The sequence below is a fragment of the Sapientia aquatica genome (assembly GCF_004358105.1).
Lineage (GTDB): Bacteria > Pseudomonadota > Gammaproteobacteria > Burkholderiales > Burkholderiaceae_D > Solimicrobium > Solimicrobium aquaticum.
The window spans coordinates 88,332-105,572 of sequence record NZ_SMYL01000010.1 but is presented as its reverse complement, the minus strand read 5'-3'; the positions used below and the strand labels follow the sequence as shown (position 1 = coordinate 105,572).

The window sequence follows — 17,241 nt, the reverse complement described above, 5'->3', positions numbered from 1 at the left end:
ATTGCGAGGCTGTCCACCATGGCGAATTTATTTAAACAGATCGAAACTAATTCGCCAACCGCGCCAGAGTGCTGGGTGCAGCAGTTTCCCAACATGCAGAGGTGGTTTAGTCCGGCACAACCGCCTTCGCACCAATGGCAACCCAAATAAATCGTTTTAATGCAAATCACCTGATCGTTGTCCCCAATCGGCAAACCTTATGCATGTAAGCAGAATAAGAAAAATGTTTTTTGACTTAGCAGATTCCTTATATTTAGCGCGGCTGGGCAAGCTAGCATTACTCATGTTCGCTTTGCTGGCTTATCCGTCGATAAACTGCCACGCTGAGGCGATATCGGTGGACTACCGTTGCGCGCCGACACAAGAAGCCCTAGGTACCATTCCACCCAAGGAGGGCTGGAAAGTAGCAAACGACAACACTGTGGATCTTAAGCCCGGAGGCACAACTTGCTGGGCGCGGATTAAAGCGTTGGCAGGACAAGTTCCAGCGACCGGGCAGGCGCTGTCGTTTTTTACCAATCGCGTGCGCGTTGACCTAATTGATGCGCAAGGAATCGTGTTGGGTTCGGTAGATCGATATGGTCAACAAGTCAACGCCATCGAGACCATCAAGCGCGCCTTGTTTACCCGAGCAATCCCAACGGGCGATGCGCTGTATGCCAAACTCACCATGGATCGCTACGATGACTACCAACGGTCAGTGCCGATTGAAATTGTCGATCTCACGATGACCTTGGCGCAGGATCAACGGCATGAAGACTTTCAGTACGCAAGCTTCGCAGCATTACTGCTTATTGCTTTCATCGCCATCATGTTTGCGCTTGCACTGCGCAGTCTTAATTACGCTTTGTTTTCGCTTTATGCCCTGAGCTTTGCCGCTGGCAACGCTTTTTATCTGCTGCTACCCCAGCACTTTCTTCATTCTCCTTGGTTGGCGTGGATTTGGTTTAGTGCGATGTATTCACTATCGAACGGGTTAAATTTAATCGTACTCATGCGCTTGGGCCGCTTTTCTACCCACTCGTTGCAAATCGGTCGGGTTTTGCAATTTTGCGTGGTTGGTTTTTTCCTGTTGTTTCCGCTCTGGTATTTCGACGCGCAGCCAGCCGATCACACCAATAGTTTGCTCAATTTAATTTCTATCCCGTTGATCTACATAGCGTGCTGGCGCGGCTGGCGCAAAGGCAATTCGAATTGCTTGATTTTATTAATCAGCAATATCCCGAGCACGCTGCTATGGATTCCCGACTTTGCCTACGATCTCACTGGCGTTGGAATTCCTTGGACGATTTCAAGTAATAACGACTGGTTCAGCCTTGCTTCGGATTTGCTGCTGCCGTTGATGTTTTTAGGAATTTTGGCCGGACGTTCTTTGACTTTACGCCAAGAAAAGCATTACCTCAAAATGCACGATGTCGTCACCGGTTTGCCTAATCGTGAATCCTTGCAGCAGATAAAAATCAACCAGCACTCCATCGGCTTCGATCTGGTTGTGCTGGCGGTCAACGTCAAACGCTTTCGCGAGATCAACGAAGCACTTGGTATTAAGATTGGCGACCAATTATTGGCTGAAGTTGGACGACGCTTATCGTCGGTCGGCGCCGAGCACATCGCCCGCTTGCATACAGATCAATTTTGTTTGCTGACGACCGATAGTCAATTAGCCAACGTACTGGAGAAGTTACACCAAGTATTTAGTTATCCCGCGCAGGTAAATGGTCAAATCGTTGACTTGGCGCTGGCTATCGGGGCCGCGCGGGAGCGTGAATTGTCGGACACATCGTCCGAAAATTTATCCGTGACCAACTTACTTCGTAACGCCGAAATTGCCTTAGACGTGGCCCGCACCTATCGACTGGATTGGGTTGAATACGACAAAGTGTTGGAAGTCGGCAGACAAGGTGATTTGGGATTGATGTCGGGGATTAGCCAAGCGATTAGCAACAATGAGTTCCGACTCTATCTGCAACCCAAAATCCGTATGGCTGATGGAGGAATGGTGAGTGCCGAAGCACTGATTCGATGGGAACACCCGACCCGCGGCTTGATCGCGCCGGAACACTTTATTCCCTTCGCCGAAAAAACCGGTTGCATTCGCATGATTACTAAATGGGTACTGAGCGAAGCAATGGACATCGTGGCACTGCTCCGCGCCAACGGCACACCAATTCAGTTGGGTGTCAATTTGTCGGCCTTTGATTTGGACGACACTGCGCTACTCAAGTTACTCGAGCAATTATTGATCGAACATCGCGCCAATCCCGCTGATATCCGTTTCGAGATCACCGAACACAGCGCGATGAACAACCCCATCGCCGCGTTGGAAGTGATGCACGGTTTATGCAATTTAGGTTTTTCGATTTCGATTGATGATTTTGGCACTGGCTATTCGTCGCTGGCCTATCTGCAAAAAATGCCCGTCTCGGAACTCAAAATCGATCGCTCATTTGTGAAAAAATTCAGCAGCGAAGATACCGGATTTGTCTTACTCAAATCGATTATCAGTTTGGGCCATCAGCTCGGTCTATCCATCGTTGCAGAAGGCGTGGAAAATGCCGATGAGTGGGACATGCTGGTCGATTTAGACTGCGACTTCGTGCAGGGATTTTATATTTCTGAGGCGATGGAGCTGGATCAATTTGAAGCGTGGTGGAAGAACCAAAGCACTTCCAGCCACCAATCACGCAACGGCTAAGCTAGCCTCTTATTTACTGGCTTTACTGGCGTGCAGCACGTTTTGTGCAATAAAATTCCGATACCAAACCCCGCTGGATTTCAAGGTGCGCTGCTGGCTGGCGTAATCGACGTACACCAAACCAAAACGCTTGGCATAGCCTGAGTTCCACTCAAAATTATCCATCAAGCTCCAATAAAAATAACCTTGCACATTCACGCCTTGGCGCATCGCGCTGGCTAATGCATCCAGATGCATTTCAATGAAATCAGTTCTAACTTGATCGTGTACTTTGCCGTGCTCCAATTGATCGGCCACAGCCATGCCGTTTTCGGTAATGTAGATCGGTGGGAGCTTATATTCCTTGTGCAGGCCGACTAATAAATCGGTCAAGCCTTCGGGGTAAATTTCCCAACCCATGTCGTTAAAACCGAGTTTGCCTTCGGGTTTAATTTTTGGTTCATCGCTGCTGCAGAACACGCGGGTGTAATAATTGACGCCCAAAAAATCAATCGGCTGCTGGATGTTTTTTAAGTCATCGGGATAAACGCTGAAGGCCGCCAAATCCATATTATCTAGCGCTAATTGCGGGTAATGCCCTTTGAAAATTGGATCCATAAACCACTGCACTGAACGCGCATATTCCAATTCCGCCATGTGAATATCGGCCGCCGATTGGGTCGCCGGTGTTGCAGTCCATTGGTTTAACACGATGCCTAATTTAGCCGGTGAATTCACGGCGCGCATGGCTTGGATAGCTAAGCCGTGCGACAACAATAAATGATGCGAGACTTGGATGGCAGCTTTTAGATCGGCCATGCCCGGCGCAAACTGGCCGTTACCATGACCCAAATTGGCGGTGCACCAAGGTTCATTGTGAGTCGCAATCGTTGCCGCACGGTGTCCAAAACGACGCGCTACTTCGGCGGCATATTCGGCAAAATGCACAGTCGTTTCGCGGTTAAGCCAACCACCTTTGTCTTGCAATGCTTGCGGCAAATCCCAGTGATACAAGGTAATGTGCGCGGCGATGTTTTTTTCGTAGAGCTTATCGAGTAAGCGCGAATAAAACGCAAAGCCGGCTTCATTCCAAGCGCCCTCACCCAGCGGCTGCACGCGCGGCCATGCGATAGAAAAACGGTAGGAATCGACATTTAACGACGCAATCAAATCAACGTCTTCAGCATAACGATGGTAGTGATCGCACGCCACGTCGCCGGTGCTGCCATCAATGATTTTGCCCTTGGTGTGGGTGAACGTATCCCAAATCGATGCGCCCCGACCGTCTTCATTGGCGGCGCCTTCAATTTGATACGCGCTAGTGGCGACACCCCAGGTAAAAGAGGACGGGAAGAACTGCGTTAATTCTGAATTTTGCATAATTTTAAATACGTTTAAAAACACTACGAATTAGCCGTGCTGAGTCAACCTGCTAACGTGAAATCGATTTCAAATTGGAGCGCAATGACGTGCTCCAAAACTAACTTAGGCCAACGCTTCCGATGCTAAGGATGACGATGCAATCTGATCTTCTTTTTGATGAAATGGCGCAAACCACGTCACCAAAAATGAAGGAATCGTCGCAATCATGACAAAGCCAAAATAATTTACATAGCCCAGTAACTGCTGCAAATGCCCGCTGATGACACCGGTCAACATCATGCACAAACCCATCAAGCCAGTGCCAAATGCATAGTGCGTGGTGGTGTATTTACCAGGCGCTAATTGCTGCATCAAATAAATCATGAAGCCGACCGAACCAAAACCAAAAAAGAATTTTTCTATCGCCACACCACAACTGATGACGACCAAACTACTTGGCTGATAAATGCTCATCAACAGAAACGTCACATTCGGAATATTGACCGCGCAACACAGAATAAATAAGGAAGGCTGCAAACCGCGGCGCGCGACGAATATCCCACCCAATAAGGAACCAACTAACACCGCGATCAGGCCGTAAGTGCCGTAAATAATTCCCAACAATTCGTTCGACAAACCCAAGCCGCCTTGCTTGATTGGATCGACCATAAAAAACGGACCGATTTTCTCGAGAAAGCCTATGCTGAGCCGAAACAAAAACGCGAATGCCACCATCGTCCAGACATCACGTTTTTGAAAAAAAGTGACGAACGAATCCTGCAAAATATGCCAAGCGCCTTGGATCGATTTCGGCGCATTACTCGCATGCTGACCATCCGGCATCACGCGCATGTGCCACACGCCCAAGGCCAAGGTGGCACTCCCTACGATGAAAAAAATCACGCGCCAGGCATCAATCCAGTCCGCGCCAAACACTTTGGCATCGTGATGAAAATAATTGGAATGCAGCCAACCGCTGAGGTACACCAAACCACCAGAAGCGACGATAGGACCAATATTCCAGCTTAAACTTTGAATTCCGCAATACAGCGATTGGGTTTTGTTATCCAGCGACGTGACGTACACGCCATCGGACGCAATATCCTGCGTCGCGCCCACAAACGACAACACCCAAAAGGCCAACATCAATAAGAAAATTCCATTCGGCAGCGCCATCATCAACGCTGCTGCGATGAACCCGCAACCCAAAATCATTTGCGTGCAAATCACAAAAAACTTCTTGGTGCGGTACATCTCCACCAACGAGGCAAACAACGGCTTAATCGTGTAGGCCAAAATCAGATAGCTAGCGTATTCCGCCGCCCGTCCGTTATCCATGCCAAGATTTTTGAACATGATGGCCGATACGCTGGTGAGCGTGACATAGGTCAATGCCATCGTGAAATAGCCACTCGGAACCCACAGCAGCGGTTTGCTAGGTGTTGATGCGTGCATAGTTTTTTGTCTCGTTTTGTAATTTTTATTCAGCGCAATCGGTTCCGTTGACATCACTCGACTCGTGCGCGAATTGCTTATTTCAGCTTGTTTTCGTCGGTTTTATCGCTAAAAAACTTAAAACCGCAATCCATTAGCGATTCTTTATCGTTTGCATACGCCGACAAACGTCCTTCTTGAAAACGTTTTCATATTAAACCGTTGGGGAAATAGAAGTCAATCAAAATTCTAAAATTGCCTTCTATTTCAAAAGTTTAGGAAATTGGGGACTTACACACCGAGGGAACTCATCCGACCGAATCAAACGCTCTAGCAGCGCCGCGTCAAGCAAGTCGCCTTGTCGTCTCGCGCACCACCAACTCAACTGGCGGGACGTGCGCTTCGATTTCTTTGCCTTGGATGATCGCTAATAATGCATTGGTTGCCAGCAAACCAATATCGTACAAAGGTTGATGCACGGTGGTGAGCGGCGGCGCGGTATAGGAGGAACTCGGCAAATCGTCAAAGCCAACCAGCGAAATATCTTCCGGCACGCGTATGCCTTTGCGGTATAAACCAAGCCGCACGCCATACGCGCTCAAATCATTGGCCGCAAAAATTGCGGTGAACTTCTGGCGGGTTTCAAACAATTGATTAACCGCGAGTAAGCCGCTGGCCTCGTGAAAGTCGCCCTCAACGATCAAGCCGCGCTCAAGCTTGATATTGGCTTCTTTGATCGCGCGTTGATAGCCTTTTAAACGATCTGCCGCGTCATTGTTGTTGTCGGGGCCAGCCACGTAGGCGATGCGGCGATGACCTAATTCGATCAAGTGATTGACCGCCAGATAGGCGCCATATTCATTGTCGATTTTGAAGCCGATAGAACTCTCGGTACGAACTGCGCGACCAGTGGCCACAATTGGGCATCGTTGCGAAAACTTAATCACCGTTTCGTCCGAAATACGACCCGATAACAGAATAATTCCATCCACTTTACGCGCCAAAAGAAGTTGCACGCGCTCCGCTTCCTCGTCGGCATTCCAATGTCCACTGACGATGACCGAGGTATAACCGGTGTCTTTTAAACCATCGTCCACCCCGCGCAGGGTTTCATCGAAAAACGGGCTGGAAATATCCTGCACCACAATGCCGATGGTCATTGAGTTGCCGCTTTTGAGATTCTTGGCCATCTGATTCGGCGTGAAATTCATCGCCTCAATCGCCGCCAACACCGCCTTACGCTTGACTTCCGACACTCTGGCAGTGCCATTCAAAATCCGCGACACCGTACTAGGCGACACACCGGCAACCCGCGCCACGTCGAGCAAGGTAGAGGGAGTATTTGAGAAAGAATCGTCGGCCAACGTCGCTCCGGGGAAAAATTAAGTGAATGCGCTTTATGAAAAGCTTTTCATCAAGGATTAAAAGTGCTGCCAATATAGCGATATTGCTGGGGGGATGCAAGATTTAGCGGCTAGGCACCCATGTTAGCCATATCGAAGATGGTCGAAGCTATTTCATAACAAAAACACCATCTCGTCCCAACTGCAACCCACTTAACTCATAACAGGACTCGCTTCCGGCTCTACTCTTCGCGCAAATTCTATTGCCGGAATTCAACAACATGCTATTATTTTTGCAAATGATTAGCGTCCTAAAAGTCAGTACAAACTCGTGTGCGCCGTCCATACCAACATGACTTACGGTGGATGCCGATTAAACATCAGACGCCGTTTGTTCCGTTTTGAAATGGCGCCCCATAGGCGGTAAGCACTGGCTTACTTTGGCACCACGCACAGCGGCAATTAATTCTCTCGATAAATCTGGAGCTACCACATGGCTGACGCACCATCCAACACATTTACGCTACAAGGCTCCTGCCACTGCGGCGCAGTGCGTCTGACCTTGCCATCCATGCCGGAAACCGCGATCAGTTGTAATTGCTCATTGTGTCGTCGCGTTGGCGGCGTGTGGGCTTACTATCCGTTTGGCACGGTGACTATTGAAGGACATCCAGAGAACACGACCGACTATGTTTGGGGTGATAAAACGCTGCGCACGATACGCTGCAAACACTGCGGCAGCGTCACGCACTGGGAACCTACTAGTGGCGAACTGGGCGCGAGACATGGCGTGAATCTGAATAATTTTGACCCGAGCCTTTCCGCATCGGTGCTAGTTCGTCACTTTGATGGTGCGGATACGTGGTCGTTTATTGATTAACCCAACGTGCGCGCTAACGAGCCAACTTGCCAGCGCCTTACTTACTAAATTGGAATACGCCATGAAGTTAAAAACAATAAAAAATGCCTGCGCAATATTTATCGGACTCACTTTGCTGCACAACCTCGCCAACGCGCAGGAAAAGCCACAACCCGATTGGCACACCACGGTAGTTGAATTTGCCAAAGCAAATTTCAAACATCCCGCTTGGGGCTTTTCACACAGCGTGCGCGACTACCATTTGGCAAAATCCTTGGCTGCCAAAGATAACGTAAAACTCGATGACGATGTGCTGTTTGCCGCCGCCTATTTGCATGATATAGCCGCCTTTGCGCCGTGGGAAAAAGAAGGTGTAGATCATGCCGATCAAGCAGCGAGCATTGTTGACACGGTGTTGAACGGCAGCGGTTTTCCCGTTGAAAAAATAGATGCAGTTCGCACGGCGATTCGCACCCATATGTTTGATCGCGATCCAATCGGCGCAGAAAGCATTTACCTGCACGACGCCGATGCTCTCGATTGGCTAGGCGCGATCGGCATCGCCCGTATCCTTGCACTAATTGATCCTAATGGCGGACAACCTGACAGCCATGAAATAGTAGCGATGTTGGATGAGTACACCACCAAAGTGCCAAAGTGCTTGATGGGGCCGCCTCAGAAAACGGAAAACAAAGCACGCTAAGCCCTGACGAACTATTTCCAGCGGCCACTTCTTTGGCTCAGTAAGAGCTAAGTCTGCCTGGGTAACTTCTCCAACGTGCAAATCCCTGCACTCTTCTGGAGAAGCATCATGTACCGCTACACAAAACTTTCCCTGCTGGCCATTGCCATTGCCGCGACAGGGGCCGTGGCCTACGCCGCCAAAGGAGGCATGGAAAACGACGCCTTGGCAATCAGCAAAGCCAAGATCCCGCTCACTCAGGCCGTGACCGTCGCCGAACAACACGCGAACGGCAAGGCATCACGCGCCGAATACGAGAACTCGAAGCAAGGCTGGGTCTACGACGTTGAAGTCGTCAGCGGGGCCAAGGTCTTCGATGTCCGGGTCGATGCTGACAAAGGCACGGTCATCTCGTCCGCCGAGGACAAAGCGGATCACGATGACGACCACGAGAAGCAAGACTGACACCTCGCCAGCATGGCCGGGTCGCCCCCTGTGCTGCGATCCGGCCAGGAGACCGCATGGAATCAATCAACCACACACTGTTTCTCTGGCTCAACGCGCCGGAGCATCCCAGCGTTTTGGCTCTGACGCTGGCGACCTTCTTTGCTGAACAGCTCATCTGGGTAGTACCGCTTCTGATCGGTATCGGATGGCTTCGTGGTAGCGAAGGCAATCGCAAGGCCATGCTCGTTGCAACCGCATCGGGGTTACTGGGCCTTCTGATTAACCAAGCTATCGGTCTGGCCTGGATGCATCCCCGACCGTTCATGACGGGTCTAGGGCATACCCTTATCCCTCACGTTGCCGATTCCTCATTCCCAAGCGATCACCTGACGCTGTGGTGGGCCGTTGCGTTCAGCCTCCTGTTACAACGACAACCTCGCAGAATAAGCATCGGCCTGGCCTTGTTGGGTGCCCCCATCGCATGGGCGCGCATCTACCTTGGTGTGCATTTCCCGTTTGACATGTTCGGGGCGATCTCGGTCGCCTTACTCAGTGCTTGGCTGACCTTGCGTGCAGCCCACTGGTATCTGGGGCTAAGTTTCCGTCTCGCCACCGCAATTCATCACCGGCTTTTTGGCAACTTGATCAGGCTCGGATGGGTGCGCGAGTAAGCCTATGGATTGGCTAAGTCTGGCCAGACAAACTGACGCCAAGAATTTCACCTCGGAAGGAGAACACGATGAACAAATTACCCACGAGCACCACCACTGGCTGGCTCAACAAAGTCCCGGAGGTCGCTCTTTCCTTCTGGATCATCAAAATCATGTCCACGACAGTTGGGGAAACTGTTGCCGACTATCTGGCAGTCGAGGCGGGCTTGGGGCAAGGCCTGACGCGAAGCGTCATGGCAGCTCTGTTGGCAACCGCCTTGTTTATGCAGTTGCGTACCCGCCGCTACACCCCTTGGATTTACTGGCTGACGGTGGTACTCGTCAGCGTGGTCGGCACCCAGATCACCGATCTGCTGACCGATGGCCTCGGCGTCAGCCTGTACATCAGCACCTCGGCGTTCGCCGTGGCGCTTGCCGCGATCTTCTTCGTTTGGCATCGGGTCGAGCGCACCCTGTCAATCCACGACATCGTGACGCGCAGCCGAGAGCTGTTCTATTGGGCCGCCATCCTCTGCACGTTTGCGCTAGGCACGGCTGCTGGGGATTTGGCGACAGAGGCATTGGGTTTGGGCTTTACCTGGGGCGCGGTGGCGTTCGGTGCACTGATCGGCATCACCTATGCGGCCTGGCGCATGGGCGGCAACGCCGTACTGACCTTTTGGATTGCCTATATCCTGACCCGCCCCTTCGGCGCTGCGCTCGGTGACTTGCTGACGCAGGCCAAGACCTATGGCGGCCTCGGCATGGGTGCTATGTGGACGAGTGCCCTGTTCCTCTCGGTGATCGTCATCCTGGTGGCAGTCGCACAAATTGGCATGAACGGAAGCCGCTCCACCCAACTCGCCAAATAAACCACTTCCCACGAAACAAGGAGAAAAACATGACCAATCAGCACCCAATCGTTCGCCCTATCGTCGCCGTTTCAGCAGCAGTAATCCTGACTCTGGCAGCCGGTTGCTCCAAGCCAGCCGATCAAATCAGCACGGGCGCAGCATCGACGACACCCGGCCAGGCTGTTTCGGCACCGCAGGGCAAGGCCGCCTCTAAACTGGGCGAACTCTCGGCCTTCCGCAGCATTGCCGCCGATGTGGCCACTATCGTGGATAAGGGCGACTTGCCCGCTGCCAAAGCCCGTATCAAGGACTTGGAGGTCGCATGGGACTCAGCCGAGGCCGGTTTGAAACCACGGGCAGCCGATGATTGGCATGTGCTCGATAAAGCCATAGACAAGTCGCTTTCGGCATTACGGGCTGACGCGCCGAATCAGGCTGATTGCAAGGCAGCAATGGCTGCGCTATTGAAAACCCTCGATGCACTACACGGTTAACTATAACGATGTCATCATTTGTCAAATTCAAGTGCAGCCTTGAATAATTGACTATTGGGAGGGGGAATGCGGGTATTGCTGGTTGAAGACGATCCCATGATCGGTGACGCGATCCACGGTGCATTGAAGGACGCTTCCTACGCCGCTGATTGGGTCAAGGACGGCCAGACGGCACTCACGACGTTGGGCTGTCAGCACTATGACTTGGTGTTGCTCGATCTGGGCCTTCCCGGCAAGGACGGGCTAGAGGTACTGGCCAGCCTCCGCGCTAAAGACAACCCTGTCCCCCTGCTCATCATCACAGCGCGTGACGGCTTGGATGATCGCCTGCGCGGCCTAGACGGCGGTGCAGACGACTATGTATCCAAGCCCTTTCAGATGGCGGAGCTATTGGCTCGTATGCGCGCCGTTTTGCGGCGCAAGGGCGGGACGGCAGCGCCGGTACTCGGCAACGGCGTGGTGTCACTCGATCCAGCCACCAAAGAGGCCAGCGTCAATGGCGGCTCCCCGTTGCTATTGTCCAACCGGGAGTTCTCTCTGCTGCAAGCCTTGCTGGTACGGCCCGGAGCCATTCTTTCGCGCAGCGAGCTGGAGGATCGTATCTACGGCTGGGGTGAAGAGGTCGAAAGCAATGCCGTCGAATATCTGATCCATGCCTTGCGCCGCAAGCTGGGCAGTGAGGTCATCAAAAACGTCAGGGGGATCGGATGGATGGTTTCAAAAGGCGCTTGAACGAGTCGGTTCAGCTCAAGCTGTCCGTCACCCTGTCGCTGGCCATTCTCGTGGTGGCCATCGTGGCGGGAGTCTTCTCGTTCATGTCCGCCTTCGATGAAGCCCAAGAGCTACAGGACGATGTTTTGCGGCAGGTGGCCCAGCTCATGGATCGTCAGCACCTGTCACCGGACGCACCAACCACCGATGCCCGCCTCAAGGACCCCGATGAGGAATCGCGCGTGATCGTCCAGCGCTTGGGTGAGGTCAGCCATTCTGCGGCTGGAGTGGATGCAGGAGGAGCACTCCCGCTTCCAACCACACTGACCGACGGACTACATACGCTGGAGCTTGGCGGAGAAACCTTCCGCGTTCTGGTCAAGACTACGGCGGCTGGTGAACGCATCGCGGTGGCCCAAGAATCCGGTTTCCGCAATGAAATCGCCCGCGACGGGGCACTACGCACGGTGATGCCCTTTCTGATTCTCGTGCCGGTGCTGCTGTTGATCGTCGCTGACTTGGTGCGCAAAATGTTCCGGCCCATTGCCGCGCTCTCCAAGGAAATTGACCAACGAGCCGAGCAGGAGCTACATCCTATTGACGACCACCACCTTCCGGTCGAAATTCGCCCCTTCGCTGTAGCGATCAATCGCCTGCTTGTTCGTGTAAGTCAGTCGATGGAATCTCAGCGCCGCTTTGTGGCGGATGCTGCGCATGAGCTGCGTTCGCCGTTGACGGCCTTATCGCTACAAGCGGAGCGGCTGGCAGACGCAGAAATGTCTGGCTTGGCACACGAACGGCTGACCGTGCTGCGCCAAGGGATCGAGCGTGGCCGCAGCCTGCTGGATCAACTTCTGACTTTGGCTAGGGCGCAGTCGGCGATCGACTTTCCGCAGTCGCCAGTATCGGTTCAGAGCGTCTATCGCCGTGTGCTGGAAGACCTTATGCCGCTAGCCGAGGCCAAGCACATTGACATCGGTGTCGAAGGTATTCAGGACGCTGAGCTGTGGGTGAGCGAGTTGGACATGATCGCGGTGGTCAAGAATCTGGTCGATAACGCCATCCGCTACACGCCGGAGGGCGGCCAGGTTGATCTTTCTGTGGAGGTGTCAGGCGAGAGAGCGGAGCTGCGCATCAAGGACAACGGGCCAGGCATTCCATTGGCTGAGCGGGATAGAGTTTTTGATCCCTTCTACCGCACGTTGGGAAGTGAGCAGATTGGATCTGGCTTGGGGCTTTCCATCGTCCAAACGATTGCTTCCCGCATCGGTGCCGAAATTCACCTCGACTTCGCAGACGAAGCTCTGCAAACCGGCTTAGTCGCTACGGTTATCGTTCCCATGAAGCAGCGACATTGAACAAAGGGGAGGAGGAATGAGTTCTTCAGCAGGGTGGTTTTATTGGGCTTTGCTGTCAGCAGCCTTTGCGGCACTGACGGCCATTTTTGCCAAGGTCGGCATTCAGGGGGTTGATTCTGATCTGGCCACCTTGATCCGAACGGCAATCATCATCGTCGTTCTGTCGGCGTTTGTCGCCTACACAGGAAAATGGGCCAACCCCTTGGAGTTGTCGCCCAAGACATGGCTTTTCCTCGGGCTGTCCGGCTTGGCTACGGGCGCGTCGTGGGTGTGCTACTTCCGTGCACTCAAGATCGGCAATGCATCCAAGGTCGCGCCGGTAGACAAACTCAGTCTCGTACTGGTGGCGGTATTCGCGTTCACATTTTTGGGCGAACGTCCGTCGCTCCGCGAGTGGTCAGGTATCGCGATGGTCGCTGGCGGCGTTCTCTTGCTCGCGTTGAAACGTTAATTTGTCAGATTGAGCTATACCCTAACCTGATGTCAGATGCTGTATATAAAATATGTCAGAATAGAGTCTTATTTTATATTTATTTACACATTCAGACAAAGGTAATAGATTTCATCCTGACACTTTTACCTTTGGAGGCATCTTGCAAGGTCAACGCATCGGCTATGTCCGCGTCAGCAGCTTCGACCAGAACCCTGACCGGCAACTGGAGCAAATCGACGTTGGCAAGGTATTTACCGACAAGGCTTCCGGCAAGGACACACAACGTCCCGAACTTGAAAGGCTGCTGGCCTTCGTCCGCGAGGGCGATACCGTGGTGGTGCACAGCATGGACAGGCTGGCACGCAACCTTGATGACCTGCGCCGCATCGTTCAGGGGCTGACACAACGGGGCGTGCGCATCGAGTTCGTCAAAGAAGGTCTGACGTTCACCGGCGAGGACTCGCCGATGGCCAATTTGATGCTGTCGGTCATGGGAGCCTTTGCTGAGTTCGAGCGCGCCCTGATCCGCGAACGCCAGCGCGAGGGAATCGTGCTTGCCAAGCAGCGCGGTGCCTACCGGGGACGAAAGAAATCGCTGAACAGCGAACAAATTGCCGAGTTGAAACGGCGAGTTGCGGCAGGCGACCAAAAAACCTTGGTGGCCCGTGACTTCGGCATCAGCCGTGAAACCTTGTATCAGTACCTGCGGGGAGACTGACCATGCCGCGCCGTTCAATCCTGTCCGCCACCGAGCGCGACAGCCTCCTGGCATTGCCAGATGCCAAAGACGAACTGATCCGGCAGTACACGTTCAACGAAACCGACCTGTCTATCATTCGCCAGCATCGCGGGCCAGCGAACCGCTTGGGCTTTGCCATCCAGCTTTGCTACCTGCGATTCCCTGGCGTCATTCTGGGTGTCGATGAACTGCCGTTTCCGCCTTTGCTGCGCATGGTGGCTGCACAGCTCAAGGTTCCGGTGGAAAGTTGGGATGAGTACGGTCAGCGTGAGCAGACACGGCGCGAGCACCTAGTCGAACTGCAAGCGGTGTTTGGGTTCAAGCCCTTCACCATGAGCCACTATCGGCAAGTCGTGCATACATTGACAGAGCTGGCCTTGCAGACCGACAAAGGCATTGTGCTGGCCAGCACCCTTGTCGAAAACCTGCGGCGGCAGACCATCATCCTGCCCGCCATGAATGCCATCGAGCGCGCGAGCGCCGAGGCCATCACCCGTGCCAACCGGCGTATTTACGAGGCGTTGACCGATTCTTTGTTATCGCCGCACCGTCAGCGCCTGGACGAACTTCTCAAGCGCAAGGACGGCAGCAAAGTGACGTGGCTGGCATGGCTGCGCCAGTCGCCCGTCAAGCCGAATTCTCGGCACATGCTCGAACACATCGAGCGCCTCAAAGCCTGGCAGGCGCTTGACCTGCCCGCAGGCATCGAGCGACAAGTTCACCAGAACCGCCTGCTCAAGATCGCCCGTGAGGGTGGCCAGATGACGCCCGCTGACCTGGCCAAGTTTGAGGTGCAACGACGCTATGCCACTCTGATAGCGTTGGCCATTGAAGGCATGGCTACCGTCACCGACGAAATCATCGACTTGCACGACAGCATCATTGGCAAGCTGTTCAACGCCGCTAAGAACAAGCATCAGCAGCAGTTTCAGGCTTCCGGTAAGGCGATCAATGACAAGGTGCGGATGTATGGCCGCATCGGCCAAGCTTTGCTGGAAGCCAAACAGAGCGGCGGCGATCCGTTCGCCGCCATTGAGGCAGTAATGCCGTGGGATACCTTCGCCGCCAGCGTCACCGAGGCGCAAAAGCTCGCGCAACCGGAGGGCTTCGACTTTCTGCATCGCATCGGTGAAAGCTATGCCACGTTGCGCCGGTACGCGCCGCAGTTCCTGGATGTACTCAAGCTACGGGCGGCTCCAGCCGCCAAGGGCGTGCTCGATGCCATCGAGGTACTGCGCGACATGAACACCGACAACGCCCGCAAGGTGCCCGCCAACGCGCCGACCGCATTCATCAAGCCACGCTGGACCAAACTGGTGCTCACGGACGAAGGCATTGACCGGCGCTACTACGAGCTGTGCGCGCTATCGGAGCTGAAGAACGCGCTGCGCGCGGGTGATGTCTGGGTGCAGGGATCACGTCAGTTCAAGGACTTCGACAAGTACCTGGTGCCGGTCGAGAAATTTACCTCTTTGAAGCTGGCCAGCGCATTGCCGCTTGCCGTGGCCACGGATTGCGATCAGTATTTGCTCGACCGGCTAGCATTGCTGGGACAGCAACTCGCCACCGTTAACCGAATGGCGGCGGCCAATGATCTGCCGGATGCCATCATTACCGAGTCCGGCCTGAAGATCACGCCGCTAGATGCGGCGGTGCCGGAGACCGCGCAAGCCCTGATCGACCAGTCGGCGATGCTGCTGCCGCACGTCAAAATCACCGAACTCTTGATGGAAGTTGATGAGTGGACGGGTTTCACCCGGCACTTCACACATCTGAAAACCGGTGACACCGCCAAGGACAAGACGTTGCTGCTGACGACGATCCTGGCCGATGGCATCAATCTTGGGCTCACCAAGATGGCCGAGTCCTGCCCTGGCACGACCTACGCGAAGCTGTCGTGGCTGCAAGCGTGGCACATCCGGGATGAAACGTACTCAACGGCCTTGGCCGAGCTGATCAATGCGCAGTTCCGGCAACCCTTCGCCGCGAACTGGGGTGATGGCACCACGTCCTCATCCGATGGCCAGAACTTCAGAACCGGCAGCAAGGCCGAGAGCACGGGACACATCAACCCGAAATATGGCAGCAGTCCGGGACGGACTTTCTACACTCATATCTCCGACCAGTACGCGCCATTCAGCGCCAAGGTGGTCAACGTAGGCGTGCGCGATTCGACCTACGTGCTCGATGGTCTGCTGTACCACGAGTCCGACTTGCGGATCGAGGAGCACTACACCGATACAGCGGGCTTCACCGATCACGTGTTTGGCTTGATGCATTTGCTGGGATTTCGCTTCGCGCCACGTATCCGAGACCTGGGCGACACCAAGTTGTTCATCCCCAAGGGCGATGCCGTCTATGACGCGCTCAAGCCGATGATTAGCAGCGACAGGCTGAACATCAAGCAAATACGCGCCCATTGGGATGAAATATTGCGGCTCGCCACCTCGATCAAGCAGGGTACGGTGACGGCCTCGCTGATGTTGCGCAAGCTCGGTAGCTATCCGCGTCAGAACGGACTGGCCGTTGCACTGCGCGAGTTGGGGCGCATTGAGCGCACGCTGTTCATACTGGATTGGCTGCAAAGCGTGGAGCTGCGTCGCCGCGTCAATGCTGGACTGAATAAGGGCGAAGCGCGCAACGCGTTGGCCAGGGCTGTCTTTTTCTACCGATTGGGTGAAATCCGCGACCGCAGCTTTGAGCAACAACGCTATCGAGCCAGCGGCCTCAATCTGGTGACGGCGGCCATCGTGTTGTGGAATACGGTCTATTTGGAGCGTGCCACCAGTGCTTTGCGTAGCCACAGCCAGACCGTCGATGACACGCTGTTGCAGTACCTATCGCCGTTGGGCTGGGAACACATCAATCTGACCGGCGATTACCTTTGGCGCAGCAGCACCAAGGTCGGTGTAGGGAAGTTCAGGGCGTTGCGACCGCTGCAACCAGCTTAACGTGCTTTATTTTCCGTTTTCTGAGACGACCCCTTGATGTCTCGCTCTGGCAAATTAATGGCTAAGCAGCGCACCGCCGAGTCGGTTCACTATTTACAGCGGCTGAAATCCGAAACAGAAAATCTGCTGACCTTGTAGGAGTCGTGGAAACGCACTAACCGCCTTTATCGCCTATGCGCCGCAAAACAGCGTCGCATCCGTAATTGCTTAGTGATTTGCTTAGTGATTTGCTTAGTGTTTTGTTTCTACC

The 17,241-nt window shown here is 53.8% G+C and carries 15 protein-coding genes; 12 read left to right on the top strand and 3 right to left on the bottom strand.

Annotated elements, in window-relative coordinates; genetic code table 11:
- The first annotated feature begins 223 nt into the window (after positions 1-223).
- Positions 224-2,695, top strand: coding sequence for a putative bifunctional diguanylate cyclase/phosphodiesterase (locus tag E2I14_RS15895; protein ID WP_165967869.1), 2,472 nt, complete (start codon positions 224-226; stop codon positions 2,693-2,695).
- Between the two features lie 9 nt (positions 2,696-2,704).
- Here E2I14_RS15895 and E2I14_RS15890 read toward each other — a convergent pair whose 3' ends face one another.
- From E2I14_RS15890 to E2I14_RS15880, 3 genes are all read right to left on the bottom strand, one after another.
- Positions 2,705-4,054 (bottom strand): GH1 family beta-glucosidase, encoded by a 1,350-nt coding sequence (locus E2I14_RS15890; protein ID WP_133330327.1) that lies wholly within the window; start codon positions 4,052-4,054, stop codon positions 2,705-2,707.
- Between the two features lie 105 nt (positions 4,055-4,159).
- The gene (locus E2I14_RS15885; RefSeq protein ID WP_133330325.1) at positions 4,160-5,491 is read right to left on the bottom strand and encodes an MFS transporter; all 1,332 of its coding nucleotides are present in this window, start codon (positions 5,489-5,491) and stop codon (positions 4,160-4,162) included.
- Positions 5,492-5,814: 323 nt separating this feature from the next.
- Positions 5,815-6,834 (bottom strand): LacI family DNA-binding transcriptional regulator, encoded by a 1,020-nt coding sequence (locus E2I14_RS15880; protein WP_133330323.1) that lies wholly within the window; start codon positions 6,832-6,834, stop codon positions 5,815-5,817.
- A 472-nt stretch (positions 6,835-7,306) separates the two neighbouring features.
- On the opposite strand from E2I14_RS15880, the gene E2I14_RS15875 reads away from it, so the two are divergent.
- From E2I14_RS15875 to E2I14_RS15825, 11 genes are all read left to right on the top strand, one after another.
- Entirely contained in the window at positions 7,307-7,693 is a 387-nt protein-coding gene (locus tag E2I14_RS15875) for a GFA family protein (protein ID WP_133330321.1), read from the top strand.
- 61 nt (positions 7,694-7,754) lie between these two features.
- Positions 7,755-8,375: an HD domain-containing protein gene (locus E2I14_RS15870; protein WP_133330319.1), complete on the top strand. Its 621-nt coding sequence runs from the start codon at positions 7,755-7,757 to the stop codon at positions 8,373-8,375.
- 108 nt (positions 8,376-8,483) lie between these two features.
- A complete protein-coding gene (locus E2I14_RS15865; protein WP_133330317.1) occupies positions 8,484-8,819 on the top strand; it encodes a PepSY domain-containing protein in 336 nt (111 codons plus the stop codon).
- 56 nt (positions 8,820-8,875) lie between these two features.
- Positions 8,876-9,472, top strand: a complete 597-nt coding sequence (locus tag E2I14_RS15860) for an undecaprenyl-diphosphatase (RefSeq protein WP_133330315.1) — start codon at positions 8,876-8,878, stop codon at positions 9,470-9,472.
- 68 nt (positions 9,473-9,540) lie between these two features.
- A complete protein-coding gene (locus E2I14_RS15855) occupies positions 9,541-10,323 on the top strand; it encodes a COG4705 family protein (RefSeq protein WP_133330313.1) in 783 nt (260 codons plus the stop codon).
- Between the two features lie 29 nt (positions 10,324-10,352).
- Complete coding sequence (locus E2I14_RS15850) at positions 10,353-10,799, top strand: hypothetical protein (protein ID WP_133330311.1); 447 nt, start codon at positions 10,353-10,355, stop codon at positions 10,797-10,799.
- A 66-nt stretch (positions 10,800-10,865) separates the two neighbouring features.
- Positions 10,866-11,531 (top strand): response regulator transcription factor, encoded by a 666-nt coding sequence (locus E2I14_RS15845; protein ID WP_133330309.1) that lies wholly within the window; start codon positions 10,866-10,868, stop codon positions 11,529-11,531.
- Entirely contained in the window at positions 11,507-12,868 is a 1,362-nt protein-coding gene (locus tag E2I14_RS15840) for an ATP-binding protein (protein ID WP_133330307.1), read from the top strand. The genes E2I14_RS15845 and E2I14_RS15840 overlap by 25 nt, the downstream gene beginning before the upstream one ends.
- A 16-nt stretch (positions 12,869-12,884) precedes the next feature.
- On the top strand, positions 12,885-13,319 hold the full coding sequence (locus E2I14_RS15835) for an EamA family transporter (protein ID WP_133330305.1): 435 nt from the start codon (positions 12,885-12,887) through the stop codon (positions 13,317-13,319).
- Between the two features lie 142 nt (positions 13,320-13,461).
- Entirely contained in the window at positions 13,462-14,019 is a 558-nt protein-coding gene (locus E2I14_RS15830; RefSeq protein WP_133330303.1) for a recombinase family protein, read from the top strand.
- 2 nt (positions 14,020-14,021) lie between these two features.
- Positions 14,022-16,991: a Tn3 family transposase gene (locus E2I14_RS15825; protein WP_133330301.1), complete on the top strand. Its 2,970-nt coding sequence runs from the start codon at positions 14,022-14,024 to the stop codon at positions 16,989-16,991.
- Positions 16,992-17,241 lie beyond the last annotated feature (250 nt).